The sequence below is a fragment of the Kordia jejudonensis genome (genome assembly GCF_001005315.1).
In the GTDB taxonomy this organism is placed as follows: Bacteria; Bacteroidota; Bacteroidia; order Flavobacteriales; family Flavobacteriaceae; genus Kordia; species Kordia jejudonensis.
On record NZ_LBMG01000072.1, the window covers coordinates 1 to 17,072 of the forward strand.

The window sequence follows — 17,072 nt, forward strand, 5'->3', positions numbered from 1 at the left end:
TTCTTCCGACCATGACTGACCGAAGTTCGCTACTTTTATACATTAATGCCACCAGCAATCAAACCAAGTGTTGCAATAACTCCCGACACCAGAACCGCCTTTGAGTTGGTCAATTTTTTTGGGTTCTAATCTAGAAATCTGCTTTTTAGCAAGCTTCAAATTTTTCAGATTCTTTTTTTTCATGACTATAGATTTTCGGTTAATAAACATTAAGATAAGCTCTTTACAAAAAAATTCGTTACGGAAACACCGTAAAAATAAGGCTGTATACTATCGAACATCAACAACATTAATATATCCATAAAAAAAGCGAACTGAAATCAGTTCGCTTATACATCGTTAAAAATGTGTTCTCGATATGTTATATACTAACGAATTAATTTTGACCACATCCCCAAGGTTCAACAGATCCACATAAGTTTGGATCACATGAATATCCACATTGAGAATTGTGCTGAGAACCACAACCTCCTTGTGTAGAAGCTGGTGGTCTTAAATCTGTACGACCTCCTGTTGATTTGTGCTGATCTAGTTTTGAAATTGACTCTTTAGTTAACTTTAGTACATTTACATTTCTTTTTTTCATGGTAATTGAAATATTAGATTAAACAATTATGAACATAAAAGATACGCAGATTTCCTTCTAATGAAAATAATATGTGCTCTGTATTTATGAAATGTAAGCATCAAAAAAAACGAACCGAAGTTCGTTTTACGTTTTAATACCAATTCTACTATTTCTTAGATCAAACCACCATCACATAAATATCCTGTGCTTCCGTGCGATCCGAAAGTTTGACACCATCCAGCAGTATTACAACAATTTCCTCGTCCACATTGTGCATTCGAATTGCATTGTTTTTTTCCACCTAGAATGCTATTTTGTTCGTTCTTTTTTAATACTTGAACACCTTCAATAATTGAAATATTCTTTAACATAATTACATTTTTAAAGATTAATAATGACATGAAAGTAGTTTGTAAGAACTTGAATTACAAAGATTACAACCTTCAATTCATAAAGTAAAGGCTAGGCATTTGTGAAGTTTATAAGGTATGTTTGGTATTGTATTACTGAATTGGAAAATCGAAGTATTGATTCTTAAAAGGTTCACCTCGAAGTGTAAAATGCCACCATTCTTGTGGATAGTTTCGAAAACCATTATATAGCATAACGCGCTGTAATAAATGGCGATTTTCAAGTTGTGTAGCCGTAAGTTCTGTATAATGTACCCACGATATTTTCCCAAAGAAATCATACGAACTTCCCATATCGAGTTCTTTGTTGGTTTTTAAATTAATGATTGTTACATCAACTGTGCTTCCACTACTGTGTCGTGATTGCGTGGCAATATATCCCAACCTAAATAAATCTTTTTTAGCCACATCTGGATAAAATTGTTGTTTCGTCAGCGTATCTTTTAAAATTCGTGCCCATCTACGGAAATGATTCACGGCGCGTTGCGGTCTGTAGGCATCATAAATTTTAATGCCCAAACCCATTTCACACAATTGGTCTTGTACATTTTGCAAAGCACGCGTTGCCTTTTTTGATAATATACATTTTTCGGCTTCGTAACCATCTACTTTGGCGCCGACAAAATTATTGGTTCCAAAATAGCGCATTTCTAAAGTGATGGTAGGAATTTCATCTTCAACATATACAAATCCTTCGGGAAGTTGTTCTGGTGAAATAATCATTGAAATACAGCATACTAAAAGAAATCGATAGAATAATGTAGGCATTTAGTGGAATTTATAGTCTTCTCACAAAATAATGATTAATTTTATAATTCGTATTATAATTATGAAGCAAGCTTCCTTATTTTCTGATGAATCACCACAACAGCTACATTTGCCCGATGCAGATATTAGCTATTATCCTGATTTTATAAATTCTACAGAAGCCGATCAAATTTTTGATACGTTACAAAAAGAAACTCCCTGGCAGCAAGATGATATTAAAGTTTTCGGAAAAGTATATGCGCAGCCACGATTAACAGCTTTGTATGGAACCAATCAAAAATCATACAGCTATTCTAATATAAAAATGACGCCGCATGCGTTGACACCAACATTACTGCATTTAAAAAATAGTGTTGATACCATTTGTAATGCCGATTTTACAACCATGTTACTCAATTATTATAGAGACGGAAAAGATAGCAATGGTTGGCATGCAGATAATGAAAAGGAATTAGGCACAAACCCAATTATTGCTTCGTTGAGTTTTGGACAAGAACGTTTTTTCCACTTGAAACATCGCACTGACAAAACACTCAAACACAAATTACTACTTCAACATGGAAGTTTATTGGTCATGAAAGGAGAAACGCAACACAAATGGCTACATCAAATTCCAAAAACGGCAAAACCGATTCAAGGTCGTATTAATATTACCTTTCGGATTATTAGATAAGTATATTGGATAATAGTATTGCGTATGATGAGGTTTCTTAACATCTAATTTTACGCTCAGAAATAGAAAAAGCATCTCAAGACGAGATGCTTTTTTTAAAACTAACCAACCAAAATTGTAACCTGCTCTATTTAGAAAGTAACCAGCTTTGCTAAATGTCCTTGCAATGTTACATTTCTATATAAACAAATGGCGTGCCAAACTCGTTTTTTGGCTTCAAACCTTTGTAATTCCTATCATTTTTTAACGTTAATTTTAAGTACAGCTAAAATTTATATTGAATATTCTTGTAAAATATAAATTTAATTTTATATATTTATGATATCATTTTAATATCAATCTAAAACAACATATTATGAAAGAAGAGAAAATTATTACTCCTGCTAATGGCTATTTGATGCTTTTTGTATTTCTCATCCTATTTTTTGGAAGTATTGCTGCTATTATCGCTTTTAAAAATCCTTTACCAGCCATTACTATTTTACTTTCCATCATTCTTGCTATAGGTTTTATCATGGTAAATCCTAATAATTCACGTGTACTTTTACTATTTGGAAAATATGTTGGTACCATTAAACAAAATGGTTTCTATTGGGTAAATCCTTTTTATACCAAAAAGAAAATTTCGTTACGCGCAAGTAATTTTGATAGTGAACGTTTGAAAGTAAATGACAAGCTTGGAAATCCAATAATGATTAGTACAATTTTGGTTTGGCGAGTGAACAATACGTACAAAGCAGCTTTTGATGTTGACAATTATGAGCATTTTGTACGTGTGCAAACAGATGCCGCAGTACGAAAATTAGCAAGTATGTATCCGTATGATAATTTTGCCGATGAAGGTCATGATGAAGATATTACACTACGTTCAAGTGTCAATGAAGTGAGTGAAGCTTTGGAAAAAGAATTGGAAGAACGCTTATCAATTGCTGGAATTGAAGTGTTGGAAGCTCGTATTGGGTATTTAGCGTATGCACAAGAAATTGCAAGTGCCATGTTAAAAAGACAGCAAGCAACGGCTATTGTAGCTGCGAGACATAAAATTGTAGAAGGTGCCGTAAGTATGGTTGAAATGGCGCTTGAAGAACTTAATAAAAAAGAATTGTTAGTGCTAGATGAAGAACGCAAAGCCGCTATGGTAAGCAATTTATTAGTGATTTTATGTGGTGACAAAGATGCTTCACCTGTTGTAAATGCTGGAACTTTAAATCAGTAAGTGATGAATAACAAGCAAATTACAGCCATCGGAATTGGTGTTGCTGGCGGTACAAGCATTGGCACAACTATTGGCGCCGTTATCGGAAATGTTGCGCTCGGGATCGTTATTGGTGCTGCTATTGGAACCATGATTGGCGTGATTGTTAGTTTTGTCATATTGCGTGATGAAAAAGAAGAAGACTTATGAAAACATTTTATCTACTTGAAGGCAAAGTGACACTTTCCAATACAACACTTGAAATTACGAATGTTAGCCATTGGAGTCTCCTCAAAAATAAATTACTTTCCGTAGTTGCCGGATTGTATATTTTTGATCGTACAAGCAGAAAAATAGAAAGAGGTTTTGACACCATTTGGGATTTTATCTTAACTGGATTGGTATACATTCCATTGAGTATATTTGTCATTTATTGGTTGTATATGGAATTTATTCAAAAAAGCTGGATAAATAGCATGAAGATTGACGCCATTACGAATGTCACGGAAACTGTTGATGAAAATAATCCGTTGAATATCATCTTAGTGATTAAAAGTAAGTTTTCTACGCTGCAATTGTCATTTCGGAAATCGGAAGAAACGCACAAAGCATTTTTAGAAAGTTTACAAAAATTAAATTCTCGTTTTGTCATAAAACACGAAATAATATAATTTAGAAAAAATGAAAGAATATAAAGTACTAAAACCAAGCTTAGGCTGGTCTAACAGAATGGAAAAGTTAGAAGATTTTTTAAATTCGTACGCCAAACAAGGTTGGATATTACATTCTGTCAATAACTATGACGCATATGTTCAAGTTATTATGGAACGTACTAAAAATAGGTAATAACGACTCATGAAAAATGATAGACCAAAAATACAAGTTCCATTAGAAGGCATTGATTTAATTATGGATCTCACGGTATTAGCCATATTGCTATTTATTTGGGGATATGTACTTACTTCATATGCCAGTTTGCCTGAAACGATTCCTTCACACTTTAACATTCAAGGAGAAGCTGATGGCTACAGTGGAAAAAGTTCGCTTTGGTTTTTACTCATGACTACGACTGTACTTGCTGTTGGAATGTACGTATTGACAAAATTTCCACATATACATAATTATATGGAAGAAATTACTGAAGAAAACGCGCTGCGAAATTATAAAATGAGTTGTCGTTTGGTTCGTTTTGTAAATTTATTCACCATTATTGTTATGCTATATGTTGTGTATTCTATTATTGAAAAATCGGAAGGAAATGGTATTATTTTAGAATCCTCATTTATGTATATTGTAATTGCATTCAGTGTATTATTACCCATCATTTTATACCTACTTTCGTTGAAAAAGAAAAAAGACGCATCGTCAAAAAAATAATTATGGCAAAAAAGAAAGCTTTTGCATTACGAATCAATGAAGAAATGCTGAAGTCTATTGAAAAATGGGCTGCGGACGAATTTCGTAGTACCAACGGTCAAATAGAATGGATGCTTATGCAAAGTCTAAAAAATGCAAAGCGAGCTCCGAAGAAAAAAGAAGATGATGTTTAGTTGGGTCTTGGGTCTTAAAAAGTATCTTTCTTGATTTGATATTTTACATTTAGTATTTTACCTTTTTAATTTCCTTTTTGTTCAAATGTTCGTCGTGGAGTTGTTTCGTTGAAACTTCTCGGTACTTTCATAATTTGTTATTCGTTATTCGTTATTCGTTATTTGAAAATACTTTTACATTTCGCATTTATAACTTAAAATGTTTTTTGTCACAAATTCACCAATATCTTGCTAGGTCTTTGATCTTGATTCTTGACTCTATATTCTTTGTTCTTTGTTGGATCTTTGATCTTGGTTTTTAAAAGTGCTTATACATTTAAAATTCAACATTTAGCATTTATAATTTCATTTTTTGGTATTTTGCGAACACAAACCAATTTCATACCATGAAAAAAATTCTGGCGTTACTCCTATTTTTTGTTTCCATATCTATGTTTTCACAACAACTTACTGTAAAACATTTGGAAAGTAAAGAAACCAACTTCAACACTAAAATTCAAATTGACTCCATTAGTTTTTCAGGATTCGATCTAAAAATAAAAGTAAATGATTCGTTTGCAACAATTGAAAACATTAGCGATATCAATCAGAAATTTATCAAAAATGGAGATTTCAAATTCAATGTTGACAACTCAATTGCCACAATTTCCTATCGTGGTACAACTGCTGTAAACGTTCAGAAAAACATCACATTATTTGAACTGACCACAAAACCCAAAAGTGGTTTTTCAGAAATAATTTATGAAGTTATAGAAAGTTCATTTGTACAAAACGGACAAGCAAAAAGTTTAGCGCAAAACAATATAAAAGTTGAAAAAACAATCGTTCATACAGCTCCATTTTTCAAATCAGACAAAATTGTTTTTGGAATTTTAATGTTGATTCTTGGATTTGTTTTCTATACAGAATCTCGCAAAAGCACAGGTTGGAAAAAGTTTTACAAATACGTTCCTGCTTTATTGATTTGCTACTTATTGCCTGCAATTTTGAGTTCACTCGGAATCATTTCTGATAAATATTCTGAAACCTACATGATTGCCAGTCGTTATTTATTGCCCGCAGCCTTAATTTTAATGACATTAAGCATTGACTTAAAAGGTGTATTTAATTTAGGGCCGAAAGCACTAATTATGTTTTTTACAGGAACCATCGGAATTATTATTGGTGGACCTTTAGCCATATTATTAATTTCTGTATTCTCTCCAGAAACTGTTGGCGGAGCTGGTCCGGAAGCAGTTTGGCGTGGATTATCAACCTTAGCTGGAAGCTGGATTGGTGGTGGCGCAAACCAAGCTGCCATGTACGAAATCTACGAATACAGTCCTGATAAATACGGCGCAATGGTATTGGTTGACATTGTCGTAGCCAATTTATGGATGGCTATTTTATTATTAGGAATTGGAAAATCGAAAAAAATTGACAATTGGTTGCAAGCTGATAATTCTGCCATAGAAACCTTGAAAGAGAAAGTGTCTTCTTTTGCAGAAAAAATAAAGAGAAATCCAACACTGACGGAACTCATGGTCATCTTAGCTATTGCTTTTGGTGGTGTTTCGTTGGCGCATTTTGGTTCAAATAATATCACAGATTTTCTAACAGGAAACTTTGATGCCGTAAAAGATAAAGATGGCGCTTTGTCCTTTTTAGGTTCTGGATTCTTTTGGATGATCACCATTGCTACAGCTTTCGGAATTGGACTTTCCTACACCAAAGCAAAAAACTACGAAGGTGCTGGCGCAAGTAAAATAGGAAGTGTTTTTATATACATATTAGTAGCATCTATTGGTATGAAAATGGATTTAGGAAAAGTATTGGAAAATCCAGGTTTAATTGCTGTCGGATTGGTTTGGATGGCAATTCACGCAGGCTTATTAATTTTGGTAGCAAAACTCATTCGTGCACCGTTCTTCTTCTTAGCTGTAGGAAGTCAGGCAAACGTTGGTGGCGCGGCTTCTGCACCAATTGTAGCTTCTGCATTTCATCCTTCCTTAACGTCGGTAGGAGTATTATTAGCCGTTTTTGGATATGTGGTTGGAACCTACGGAGCAATTTTGTGTACGATTTTAATGGAAATAGCTTCCAAAGTTTGATGAAATTGTAGCCTATAGCTACATTCATAGTAAATAACAGTAATCTTCTATGAAAAGCCTCAATTTTCTTCGTTAAAAATACTCGCCTTAACTATGCTAGGACTGTGTTTTTTCCTAAAATATTGAGCATTTTCTTGACGAATATTATGTGCCATTTACTACTAATTTAGCTATATTTGCGCTCGTTAAAATTCGATATAATGTTAAGAAAAATTACTGTTATCCTTATTGCGTTAGGTTTTATTGCATGTGGAAATGAAACAAAAGGAAATTTAACCATTTCTGGAAAAATAGATGGTTTGAAACAAGGAACGTTATTTTTACAAAAAGTAAAAGATACAACGCTCATTACCTTAGATTCTTTAGTTATCAATGGAGATCCAAGTTTTTCATTTTCTACCACAATTGACGAACCAGAAGTATTGTATTTATACTTAGACAAAAAGGATTTTAACGATTTAAATGATCGCATTGACTTTTTTGCCGAACCAGGAGAAATGACCATCAATACTACATTACGCAGGTTTCAAAATGATGTAAAAGTTACAGGTTCTAAAAACCATGATGATTTGGTAAAGTTTAAAGAATTCATGACCAAATTCAACACCAAAGAATTGGCTTTGTTGAAAGATGGTATAGAAGCACAGAAAGAATCTGACGCCAAAAAAATACAAGAAATCAACACGCAAATAGCAAATTACAACAAAAGTCGTATGCGTTATATTCTAAACTACGCATTTACAAACAACGATAAAGAAATTACGCCGTATATTGTTACGACAGAAACGTATGATGCTAATATTCGTTTTTTAGATACTATTTATCAACAATTGACGCCAAAAATCTTGGAATCTAAATATGGTAAAAAATTGAAAGCATTGGTTGCAAAACGCAAAGCGGAAGAAGCAGAAGCTAAATAGTTCTTTTCTAAGAACATTATCAAATAAAAACAAAACCCAAACTTTCGTAAAGTTTAGGTTTTGTATATAATTCATTTTTTCATTGCTTAATTAATATATATTCTGCTTGATACGGCAAAGTCGGTATAGGCCTTGGAGGCGGATTAACTTCATCTTTATTCACACTAGTATCGCCATTCATTACAATTCTTGCCCTTAATGCGGTTGCCCATTGATCACTCGTTTATGAAGTATAAAATCTGCCCAAAAAGGCTTTAATGCATCAATTAAGCCTACATCTAATCTTTTTTCCCCATCAACACAATCATCTACAGGTAAATATTTACAATTATCATGAATTATATTACCACTGATATTATGATCATAAGCACCAATACTTGGATCATTTAAATCTGACAAGGTATTGATCAGTTCCACTCCATTACGGATGTATTGATACTCGCCAATCATAATGTCTTCATAATACTTCCCATTGAAATACATGGTTTTTTTTACCAATACAATTTTAAATGAAGTGTTCCCATTGGTATATAACCAGGTACCTTCGAAAGCATCCAATACATTATTGATGTCTTTATAATAGGCATTTTCTTGTTCAAAACCATCCCAAATTTCTAATCCAATTACTGGACTTTGGGCTTTGCAGCTGATGCTACTAAATAGAATACCTAAAAATAATAGAACATTTTTCATTGCTTGATTAAAATATACTCGCCTTGATACGGCAATGTGGGTATTGGTCTAGGAGGTGGATTAACCTCGTCTTTATTCACGCTTGTTTTCCCATTTACTACAATTTTTGCTCTTAGCGCGGTTTGCCCATTTATCACACGTTTATGTAACAATAAACTTGCCCAAAAAGGTTTTAATCTATCAACTAATCCTAAATTCAATCTTTTTTCCCCATCCACACAATCGTTGACAGGTAAAAATCTACAGTTATCGTAAATTGAATTGCCAACTATACCTCGACTATAAGGATCAATAGTAGAATCATTTAAACTCGTTAAGGTATTTATGAGTTCTACACCGTTGCGGATATACTGATATTCTCCTATTATAATGTCTTCATAGCATGTACCGTTAAAGTACATGGTTTTTTTGACCAATACAATCTTTAAAGACGTAGCACCATTAGTATACAACCACGTACCTTCAAAGGTATTAAGCACATTATTGATGTCCTTGTAATAGGCATTTGTTTGTTCTTTACCACCTCTATCTTCCAAATTTATTATGGGATTTTGTGCGTTGCAACTAATACTACTAATGATGAGACTTACTATTATTATTATATTTTTCATATGTTTTTAATTACAAGGTGTATCGATTACAGTATTTGTATTGTTAGGATCAATTTCTAATCGCTTCCAATTGCTTAGATTAGTATCTGTAGCCTTGTAAAGCGCTATGCCATGACTTCCAAATTCTTCTAAAAATGTATGCTCTAAATTATTACTTTCATTATATTTTTCTCGTATTAAATCGGTTAATCTCCTTTCCTTTTCATCAACCGTACTTCCGCGAGCATTGTTCCAATCGTCTTCTATTTTTTGTGAAAATAAGGTAAAATCGGTTATTTTTAAAGAATATACAGAACCATCATGATTTACGACCATTATAAATACTTCCTCTTTAAAATCCTGATGCACGTCATTGTATGCCTCTCTAAATGATCTTAAATCATTCCATGAATACATTGGAAAAGTATCTACAGGATGTGTGTGTATCAACCCCATCCAAAACTGACCAGAATACATATCTGAAGTCGTTTTGTTTGGCCCTGGTTTTATACCTGCATCATCAGGTACCGTATATGTTTCTCCATAGTTTATTTTTTTTCTATAGTTAATATAATACTCTTTGTCTAAAGAGGTTTTAGTTCTTAACGTAGTTACCATCGGATTAATGTTAGCACTCAACGAATCTGTTTTGCTCAAATTTCTCAAGGTCTCACAGTTTTTTTCATTAATAGTCTCAGGAGTTGTAAGGTTTCCATGTAAAGGCACAATAACTTCATCGTCAGTATCGTCACCTGCGTTATCATCGTTTGTTGTTGGGGCAGTTGATGTTCCGTTGGCACTTCCACCACTTGAATTGGTCGTAGGATCATACGTGGTACCACTAGTATCATCTCCACAACCCTGATCTATCCAACCGCCACTTGTACACGTTATCCAAGCCATGTTAGAAGTTCCCCAATAAATACAGTTACTTGCGCCATCTGCAAGTGAGTGCTCTCCAGATTTGCAACGCCTTTCAACACATACAGGATCTGCATATTCTACTATAGAAGCACAAGCTCCATTTTTATACATTAAATCGCTATCGTTTATAGTAGCTATAGTCGCATTATTGATGTCATATATTGCCAACACTTCATCTAGTATTGGATATGAAATCAAATACTGTACCGTTGTACTGTCATTATACATTGTATACACGTAATTTTCTAATATTCCCGTAGTTTCATAGTCTCTTGCAACTATAAATGTATAACTTTTATATGAATTTGTAGTAATTTCCTGTATACGAGTTGTATCAATCGTAAAATTATATACCGCTGAATGTAAGTTTTTAGAAGTCGTTTTTATTTTATCACATACTTCTTTAAAAGGCTCTAAAGATTGGTATAGTTTGTTATTCGTTTTTGCCAATGTATGAAAATTGCTAATCTCAATTTTCATATTTGGCGGCTTTAACAAGATAGATTGTTCCGTATTTTGCACCTCTTCTTTTTGACAACTAACTACTGTAAATAACAGTATGCTCATGAGCAAGGCCGCCTGAAATAACGTTGAGAAATTTTTCTTCATTTATAGTTTATTTCTTCATAATATCGCTTAATTTCGATTAAAAAACTTTTAAACCTACTTTTAATACTCTTTTTACATCTTCTAAATATACAAAAAAACTTACAATATTTATATTGCACATATAAATAGATGAATTTACTTTGACTAAACCACGTACTTTTACGCTCTTGTACCTCAACTTAAAAATGTATTTTTAGAATTCTATTAATCTAAAAATTAATTTACCATGAGTACTCAAATTCCTCCAGGATGGAAAGGTGGTTTTGCACAGTCAAATCCAGCATTTGCTTATCCAACTCCTGATCTTTCTTCTTTACCAATGCTAGACAATATGGCTAATATTGATTTGTTGCAACGTCAACAAGGTGTAAAATGGCCAGAATTTAGTTGGCAAACAATTCCAGGAAACGAAAGTTCTAGATGCTTTCAAATGTTTTCTCCTTACATTTCTAGATTAGGTTATACAGATGAAGGACGCGTGTATTCTATTATTTGTCCACAACAAGGTGCGTGTTCTCCAACCTTTGGATGTATGAATGTAGAAGTTACTGTAACAGGTCAACGCGGTTGGGTTGATGAAGATACCAAAACGTTTTATGCAGATATGACCGTAGAAGGTACCATTTGGTTCAGTCCGAGCGCACAGCAAAAAGAATGGGTTAAAAAGGCTTGGGAAATTTTTAATAAGTTTGGGCTCGATTTTCCAACTTCGAAAGCAAATGCTATTAAAGTAACGACGCATAAATTTCAAGATGCGAGTCAACCAATATTTCCAGTAAGTCAGGGAGAAACACCTCGTTTTGAAAGTCCTCCTTTTGCGCGCCATGAAGATGAAGCTTGGAATGTTGGACATATTGATGTAGAAATTGGTCCAATTAAAAAAACAGGACATGCTATTGTAGATGAGTTTAATACCTTGGTTATGGATGCTTTTAATACCGCTTCTGGAAACATGCTAAAACAAGGAAATACATTGACGTGGAATGTGTGGTTTACGCCGCCTGCTTTGGTTGACAGAGAAGAGTGGCGAACACATGCGGAACGTTGGAGAGCGTCTATTGATGCTGATCACGGAAGTCCTACAGGACCAGGAACAGAAGCTCGTTATTTTGACGGAACTCCGTTTAAAGCATTGGATGCGTTAGATATAGAACTCAAAGGCGCTATTGAAGGTGCGGTTGTTGATATAGAAAAAACAGAAGCAAACAAAATTGAAAACTTCTTGAAGAAACATTTCGGAAAAGAGTTGTAAAATATTCATAAAAAAGAGGCTGTCTAAAAGTATAGAAAACATCATTCTGAATTCAATTTAGAATCTCATTACACTGATTTTCAATGATTATGAGAAACCGAATCAAGTTCGACTTGATGAAAAATTTAGCTTTTCAGACAACCTCTTTTTTAAATATTATATATATTTTTAGTTGACGCCGTCTCTAAATTCAAGTTTTGCAGTTGCTTCCAAATCACTATCCAAATACAACTCGAATCCTTTACGAAGACTAACCATTGTTTTTTTGTTTGCTTCCATGACAATTGTTTTTACAACATCGCCTTTGTATTGAACTCTGACCGTAAAATTATTTTCACTAAGATTTTCAATAATTGCAATACTATTTCTATTTATATATGGATTGATGGCAGCATCTTGTCCAACTCCTTTTCCTGTCATGCACATGCTTTGCGAAGGCTTCAATTCAAAAACTGTTTTTTCTTTTTGAGCATATGATTGTAACGCAAAAAGCATCACAAAGAGTACTATGTATTTTTTCATCTGAATATTTTTTGATCCGTTCTATTTTCCGAATGGAAAGATACGGTTTTTTGAATTCTTTTTAAAAAAAGTTAGTCTTGAGCTTTTGTAACTCCGATGATTACACCAAAATTTCCGTTTAATTGTTCGTAGTTTTTACTTGGCAGATATGTTTTTGAGACAAATCCGTCTAAATATAAAGCATTTTTACAACCGTTTTCTTTGAAGAATGTAGCAAAGTCGTAAAAGTTGATTTTTTCTTTACTCATCGCAAATAACAGATTTCCGTTGGGTAATATGCCTACGCCATTTCGAATATTTACATTTTTAGAACCTTTTGTAAGTTTTTGATGTAGTTCTCCATCAATGACTAACATTGGTCCCGATTGTGTTGCATATTTGATGCTTTTCGTTTCTCTAAATACGTTTGTAGTACAAATTATAGGCTTGTTTTCTTTTGTGATATAAAATACTCCATTTGGTTGCAAATAGAAGTTTCCATACCCTTTTTTTAGTGTGTCTAGTTGCGCTAATGTAAGACCGTTTTCAATGTATACTCCTTGTGGCGATTGATCTTTTTTGTACATACCGCCATTCATTGCAAAAACGAGTTTCATTCCTTTCGCTTCAAGTTCTGCTTTTAGGTTTTTAGCATTTCCATAGATTTTTCCCTGCTTATTTTTCCAATAGAATTGTAGATTGTCCGTTTGTAGATTTACTTCATACGCAAGAATTCGATCTGTATCACGTTGCTGTTTTGATTCAGGTTTTGCACAAAAACTTACCAATACAACGAGTAGTATTAGGCTACAGCCAAGATATAATTGTTTGAACGTCATACGTAATTTCAAAAGTTTTTGAAAATTTGGGTGTTGTTTAGTTGTTTAGTTGTTTAGTTGTTTAGTTGTTTAGTTGAAATTTACTTTTTTACATTTAAAATTCAGCATTCAACATTTATAATTTCAATATTCGTTATTTGTTGTTTCTTGTTTGTTGTTTGTTGTTTGTTGTTTGTTGAAAAGAAAGATAAACACATAAACTTCATTTGTTGTTGATTCACATTTTGTAATTCAAAGATATCTCGACTGCGCTCGATATGACGTTTTGGGTTATGCTATGTACAGATTACTTCGTCATTTCAACTTGTAATGAAACCTTGAAATCACTTTTATATTTAAAATTTGTAATTCCATATTTATAATTTTGTTGTTTGTTGTTTGTTGTTTGTTGTTTGTTGTTTGTTGCTTGTTGCTTGTTGCTCGTAAAAAGAACTATTTTCTAATTTAAAATTCAACATATAGCATTCAACATTTTAACTTCGTTATTCGTTATTCGTTATTCGTTATTCAAAAATACTTTTACATTTAAAATTTATAATTCAACATTTATAATTTCGTTGTTCGATATTGATTTATATCAGAATTCAGAATTTTTAGTACCAACGTTTCTTTTTCTTTTTAGAAGCTTCAGATTTTCTACCTTTTTTGTATTTACTTCCTTTCTTTTTATGCACTTCTGGTTTTGTTTTTGGATCTAATGGATAAGGATGTTCTTCTTCTACATAAATTGCCGTGTTTATCAGCTGTTGAATGTCTTTAATGTATCCTTTTTCATCCGCCGAACAAAACGACAATGCCATTCCTGAAGCGCCAGCTCGCGCCGTTCTACCAATTCTGTGTACATATGTTTCAGAAACGTTTGGAATGTCAAAATTGATAATTGTATCTACATTTTTAATGTCAATTCCACGAGCGGCAACATCGGTAGCAATTAAAATGTTTGTAACTCCATTTTTGAAATCGTTTAACGCTTGTTGACGTAAGCTTTGTGATTTATCGCCGTGAATACTTCCTGCTTTGTAATTGTTCCGAAGGAGTGTTTTTTCTAGCTTGTCAACTCCGTATTTGGTACGTCTGAAAATAATGACACTTCCTTTGATAGTGTTTCGCAATAAGTGCAAACTCAATTCTATTTTTTTCGGTTTTGGAACGTAATATAATACCTGATTCACGCCTTTTGCCGCAGATGATGTTGGCGCAACTTCTACAAATTCAGGATCTCTTAGGATTGAATTTGCCAATTGCTCTACTTTGTAGGGCATTGTTGCCGAAAATAGCAGCGTTTGTTTTTCGCTAGGACATAAGCGTTCTATTTTTTTGACATCATCAATGAATCCCATGTCTAACATCAAATCAGCTTCGTCTAACACTAACGTTTCTATATAATCTAGATTGATGAAATCTTGTTTGTGCAAATCAAGTAGTCGCCCTGGAGTTGCTATTAAAATATCTACCCCTTTTTTTAGCATATCTTTTTGCGGTTCAATGGAAGCTCCACCAAAAACAAGTCCTGTACGTAAGTTTGTGTAGGTACTGTACGCTTCAAAATTTTCAGCGATTTGAATTGCCAATTCGCGCGTTGGGCAAACGACTAATGCTTTTGTTTTTTTACCTTTTTTGGGTGTATCTTGCTTGTCAAATAACAATTGTAAGATAGGCAATGCATATGCGGCTGTTTTTCCTGTTCCAGTTTGCGCTGAGACAATGATGTCTTTTTTGGCAAGTATCGCAGGAATTGCGCGTTCTTGAACTAACGTTGGTTCTTCGTAATTTTTTTCAAATAATGCACGAACGATAGGCTTGTTGAGTTTTAGTTCTTTGAATTGCATGCAAGTTAGATTGTTAGATGATTAGACTATTGGATTGTTAGCTATACTGTTATTTGGCATTCGTAAAATGCTCGTATATGCTACATTTATAATTTCTATAGCTAAAGATACGTTGATTTTTGGGCATAAAAAAAGCTCCTTTTGAAAGGAGCTTTTCACTTTGAGCCGATGGAGGGACTCGAACCCACGACCTGCTGATTACAAATCAGCTGCTCTAGCCAGCTGAGCTACATCGGCAAAGCGGTTGCAAATATAAAAACCTTTTTATTTTTTGCAAACCTTTTTTTTATTTTTTTAAAGACTATTGATTTTTGTTACTAAGTCTGTTGCTTTTGTTTCTAATGATTGTCTGATTCCTTTGAAGTGTGCTTTTGGATTTTCTACACCTTTTTTGTTCGTTTCTGCGATTAATTCATCAAAACTTTTAATAGATTCATCAATGATTTCTTCGCTTTTTGCAGCATCTTCTCCTGGATTAGCAATTTGCCATAGTAAGGCAGCATCAATAATATCTCCAAAAACGTAGTTTAAGTCCTTTTTTAAATCTCTTTTATTTGACATGATTTATAATTTTTTGCAAATTTAAACTAAAATGGTCTATAATTTGTTATAAATACCACAAATGTTATTTAGTTTCAATTTATTTATTTAGTTTTAAAGTATGAATGCTTTCTTACAGTTATATCGCCAACTGATGAATCGCAATACGAAAACCCAACGTGTTATGATTTGTATTCCTGTGTCGAATATGAAACGCTCGTATCATAAGCATCAACGTAAGTATTAGTTAACAATTCTTTATCTATATCATAAACTTATAAGGTGCTTTTTTCAAAGCACCTTTTTTATTTTTAAGTATTAATTTTTAAACCCTTTTAGTATGAAATGTATGTTAAGATTCCGACAAATGACAACAAAATTGAACCGAATTATGAATCCCTATTCTCGATTTTCTAATTCACACGCACTTTTTGAACCAATACCACTTTTGTTACATCATTAAAATTTACAGTTATGAACACTATTTCAAAAAATAATATACAGACCAATATTCAGTTTTTAGTTACGAAAAAAGTAACAAACGCCCATGGATTTTTACATCCGCATGTACTATTTGATAAGATTCAAATAGTTGCTACCTATCCGATTAGAGAATTTTATCTTCATGATATTCCAAATATTACCGAATATGCGTTTCAGATGAATAAAAGCGCCCGTTTGCATGATAATTTAACGATTCAGGCACAATTGATTCAACATGATGAGAAAACTGTAAAGGTTAGTATTATCGTAACCAAAACAAAGAAAAAATCAAAAACCGAAGAAGTTATTTGTAATGCTTTGTTTGGTTTTCCTTTACAGAAACATCCGATTCGAAAGGTTTCGTAAGTGAAACTTTTATGTATGATAAAATTCCCAAGTTGTTGATCGCTTGGGATTTTTTTTGTTTTGGGTTTTGGGTTTTGGGTCTTGGGTCTTGGGTCTTGGGTCTTGAAAGTAGCTTTTTATTTTACGATTATAACTTTAAAATTTGTTGTTCGTTGTTGAATCATATATTACAATTTTAAGTACTTCTCTATACTATTTTCTTCATTTTTTGACGAAAATTACTCGAAGTGACTTTTTGAAATTTTAAATAACGTCAGTTCGATATAAGTGAT

Annotated in this window: 22 protein-coding genes and 1 tRNA gene; 11 read left to right on the top strand and 12 right to left on the bottom strand. The window is 33.1% G+C overall.

Annotation, left to right across the window (positions count from 1 at the left end; all coding sequences use genetic code 11):
• Positions 1 to 42: 42 nt before the first annotated feature.
• The 4 genes from AA089_RS25085 to AA089_RS21750 form a co-directional block, all read right to left on the bottom strand.
• Positions 43 to 183, bottom strand: coding sequence for a hypothetical protein (locus AA089_RS25085; protein ID WP_156169224.1), 141 nt, complete (start codon positions 181 to 183; stop codon positions 43 to 45).
• A gap of 193 nt (positions 184 to 376) precedes the next feature.
• Complete coding sequence (locus tag AA089_RS21740) at positions 377 to 586, bottom strand: hypothetical protein (RefSeq protein WP_046759128.1); 210 nt, start codon at positions 584 to 586, stop codon at positions 377 to 379.
• 155 nt (positions 587 to 741) lie between these two features.
• Positions 742 to 969, bottom strand: a complete 228-nt coding sequence (locus tag AA089_RS21745; RefSeq protein ID WP_156169227.1) for a hypothetical protein — start codon at positions 967 to 969, stop codon at positions 742 to 744.
• A 102-nt stretch (positions 970 to 1,071) separates the two neighbouring features.
• Positions 1,072 to 1,746, bottom strand: coding sequence for a M15 family metallopeptidase (locus AA089_RS21750; RefSeq protein WP_046759130.1), 675 nt, complete (start codon positions 1,744 to 1,746; stop codon positions 1,072 to 1,074).
• 31 nt (positions 1,747 to 1,777) lie between these two features.
• On the opposite strand from AA089_RS21750, the gene AA089_RS21755 reads away from it, so the two are divergent.
• The 9 genes from AA089_RS21755 (at position 1,778) to AA089_RS21785 (ending at position 8,174) form a co-directional block, all read left to right on the top strand.
• Entirely contained in the window at positions 1,778 to 2,419 is a 642-nt protein-coding gene (locus AA089_RS21755) for an alpha-ketoglutarate-dependent dioxygenase AlkB family protein (protein ID WP_394334132.1), read from the top strand.
• A 355-nt stretch (positions 2,420 to 2,774) separates the two neighbouring features.
• Complete coding sequence (locus AA089_RS21760) at positions 2,775 to 3,635, top strand: SPFH domain-containing protein (protein ID WP_046759132.1); 861 nt, start codon at positions 2,775 to 2,777, stop codon at positions 3,633 to 3,635.
• 3 nt (positions 3,636 to 3,638) lie between these two features.
• A complete protein-coding gene (locus tag AA089_RS21765) occupies positions 3,639 to 3,824 on the top strand; it encodes a hypothetical protein (RefSeq protein ID WP_046759133.1) in 186 nt (61 codons plus the stop codon).
• Positions 3,821 to 4,285: a hypothetical protein gene (locus tag AA089_RS21770; protein WP_046759134.1), complete on the top strand. Its 465-nt coding sequence runs from the start codon at positions 3,821 to 3,823 to the stop codon at positions 4,283 to 4,285. The genes AA089_RS21765 and AA089_RS21770 overlap by 4 nt, the downstream gene beginning before the upstream one ends.
• 10 nt (positions 4,286 to 4,295) lie before the next feature.
• Positions 4,296 to 4,460 carry a DUF4177 domain-containing protein gene (locus tag AA089_RS24355; RefSeq protein ID WP_082113434.1) on the top strand — a complete coding sequence of 55 codons (165 nt, stop codon included), beginning with the start codon at positions 4,296 to 4,298 and terminating at the stop codon, positions 4,458 to 4,460.
• Between the two features lie 9 nt (positions 4,461 to 4,469).
• Entirely contained in the window at positions 4,470 to 4,991 is a 522-nt protein-coding gene (locus AA089_RS21775; protein ID WP_053002628.1) for a DUF1648 domain-containing protein, read from the top strand.
• 2 nt (positions 4,992 to 4,993) lie between these two features.
• On the top strand, positions 4,994 to 5,164 hold the full coding sequence (locus AA089_RS24130; protein ID WP_064972237.1) for an Arc family DNA-binding protein: 171 nt from the start codon (positions 4,994 to 4,996) through the stop codon (positions 5,162 to 5,164).
• A gap of 875 nt (positions 5,165 to 6,039) precedes the next feature.
• Complete coding sequence (locus AA089_RS21780) at positions 6,040 to 7,254, top strand: DUF819 family protein (protein WP_046759146.1); 1,215 nt, start codon at positions 6,040 to 6,042, stop codon at positions 7,252 to 7,254.
• 200 nt (positions 7,255 to 7,454) lie between these two features.
• Entirely contained in the window at positions 7,455 to 8,174 is a 720-nt protein-coding gene (locus AA089_RS21785) for a DUF4369 domain-containing protein (protein WP_046759135.1), read from the top strand.
• Between the two features lie 195 nt (positions 8,175 to 8,369).
• Here the strand turns inward: AA089_RS21785 and AA089_RS21790 are convergent, their stop codons facing one another.
• Genes AA089_RS21790 through AA089_RS21800 form a run of 3 tightly spaced genes read right to left on the bottom strand, consistent with a single transcriptional unit; the run spans position 8,370 to position 10,990 of the window.
• Positions 8,370 to 8,867 carry a DUF6705 family protein gene (locus AA089_RS21790; protein ID WP_046759136.1) on the bottom strand — a complete coding sequence of 166 codons (498 nt, stop codon included), beginning with the start codon at positions 8,865 to 8,867 and terminating at the stop codon, positions 8,370 to 8,372.
• Complete coding sequence (locus AA089_RS21795; RefSeq protein ID WP_046759137.1) at positions 8,864 to 9,478, bottom strand: DUF6705 family protein; 615 nt, start codon at positions 9,476 to 9,478, stop codon at positions 8,864 to 8,866. Before AA089_RS21795 ends, AA089_RS21790 begins: the two co-directional genes overlap by 4 nt.
• Before the next feature lie 6 nt (positions 9,479 to 9,484).
• Entirely contained in the window at positions 9,485 to 10,990 is a 1,506-nt protein-coding gene (locus tag AA089_RS21800; RefSeq protein ID WP_156169231.1) for a hypothetical protein, read from the bottom strand.
• Between the two features lie 226 nt (positions 10,991 to 11,216).
• Here AA089_RS21800 and AA089_RS21805 point away from each other — a divergent pair, with 226 nt between their 5' ends.
• Positions 11,217 to 12,242 carry a hypothetical protein gene (locus tag AA089_RS21805; protein WP_046759139.1) on the top strand — a complete coding sequence of 342 codons (1,026 nt, stop codon included), beginning with the start codon at positions 11,217 to 11,219 and terminating at the stop codon, positions 12,240 to 12,242.
• Positions 12,243 to 12,410: 168 nt separating this feature from the next.
• Here AA089_RS21805 and AA089_RS21810 read toward each other — a convergent pair whose 3' ends face one another.
• The 5 genes from AA089_RS21810 to AA089_RS21830 all read right to left on the bottom strand — a co-directional run bounded on the left by AA089_RS21810 (position 12,411) and on the right by AA089_RS21830 (position 15,972).
• Positions 12,411 to 12,764 (bottom strand): hypothetical protein, encoded by a 354-nt coding sequence (locus AA089_RS21810; protein WP_046759140.1) that lies wholly within the window; start codon positions 12,762 to 12,764, stop codon positions 12,411 to 12,413.
• A gap of 71 nt (positions 12,765 to 12,835) precedes the next feature.
• Positions 12,836 to 13,582 (bottom strand): phosphodiester glycosidase family protein, encoded by a 747-nt coding sequence (locus AA089_RS21815; protein WP_046759141.1) that lies wholly within the window; start codon positions 13,580 to 13,582, stop codon positions 12,836 to 12,838.
• A gap of 593 nt (positions 13,583 to 14,175) precedes the next feature.
• Positions 14,176 to 15,411, bottom strand: coding sequence for a DEAD/DEAH box helicase (locus AA089_RS21820; RefSeq protein WP_046759142.1), 1,236 nt, complete (start codon positions 15,409 to 15,411; stop codon positions 14,176 to 14,178).
• 163 nt (positions 15,412 to 15,574) lie between these two features.
• Positions 15,575 to 15,648 (bottom strand) — tRNA-Thr (locus AA089_RS21825).
• A gap of 57 nt (positions 15,649 to 15,705) precedes the next feature.
• Positions 15,706 to 15,972 carry a hypothetical protein gene (locus AA089_RS21830; protein ID WP_046759143.1) on the bottom strand — a complete coding sequence of 89 codons (267 nt, stop codon included), beginning with the start codon at positions 15,970 to 15,972 and terminating at the stop codon, positions 15,706 to 15,708.
• A 453-nt stretch (positions 15,973 to 16,425) separates the two neighbouring features.
• On the opposite strand from AA089_RS21830, the gene AA089_RS21835 reads away from it, so the two are divergent.
• On the top strand, positions 16,426 to 16,800 hold the full coding sequence (locus AA089_RS21835; RefSeq protein ID WP_046759144.1) for a hypothetical protein: 375 nt from the start codon (positions 16,426 to 16,428) through the stop codon (positions 16,798 to 16,800).
• Positions 16,801 to 17,072: the final 272 nt, after the last annotated feature.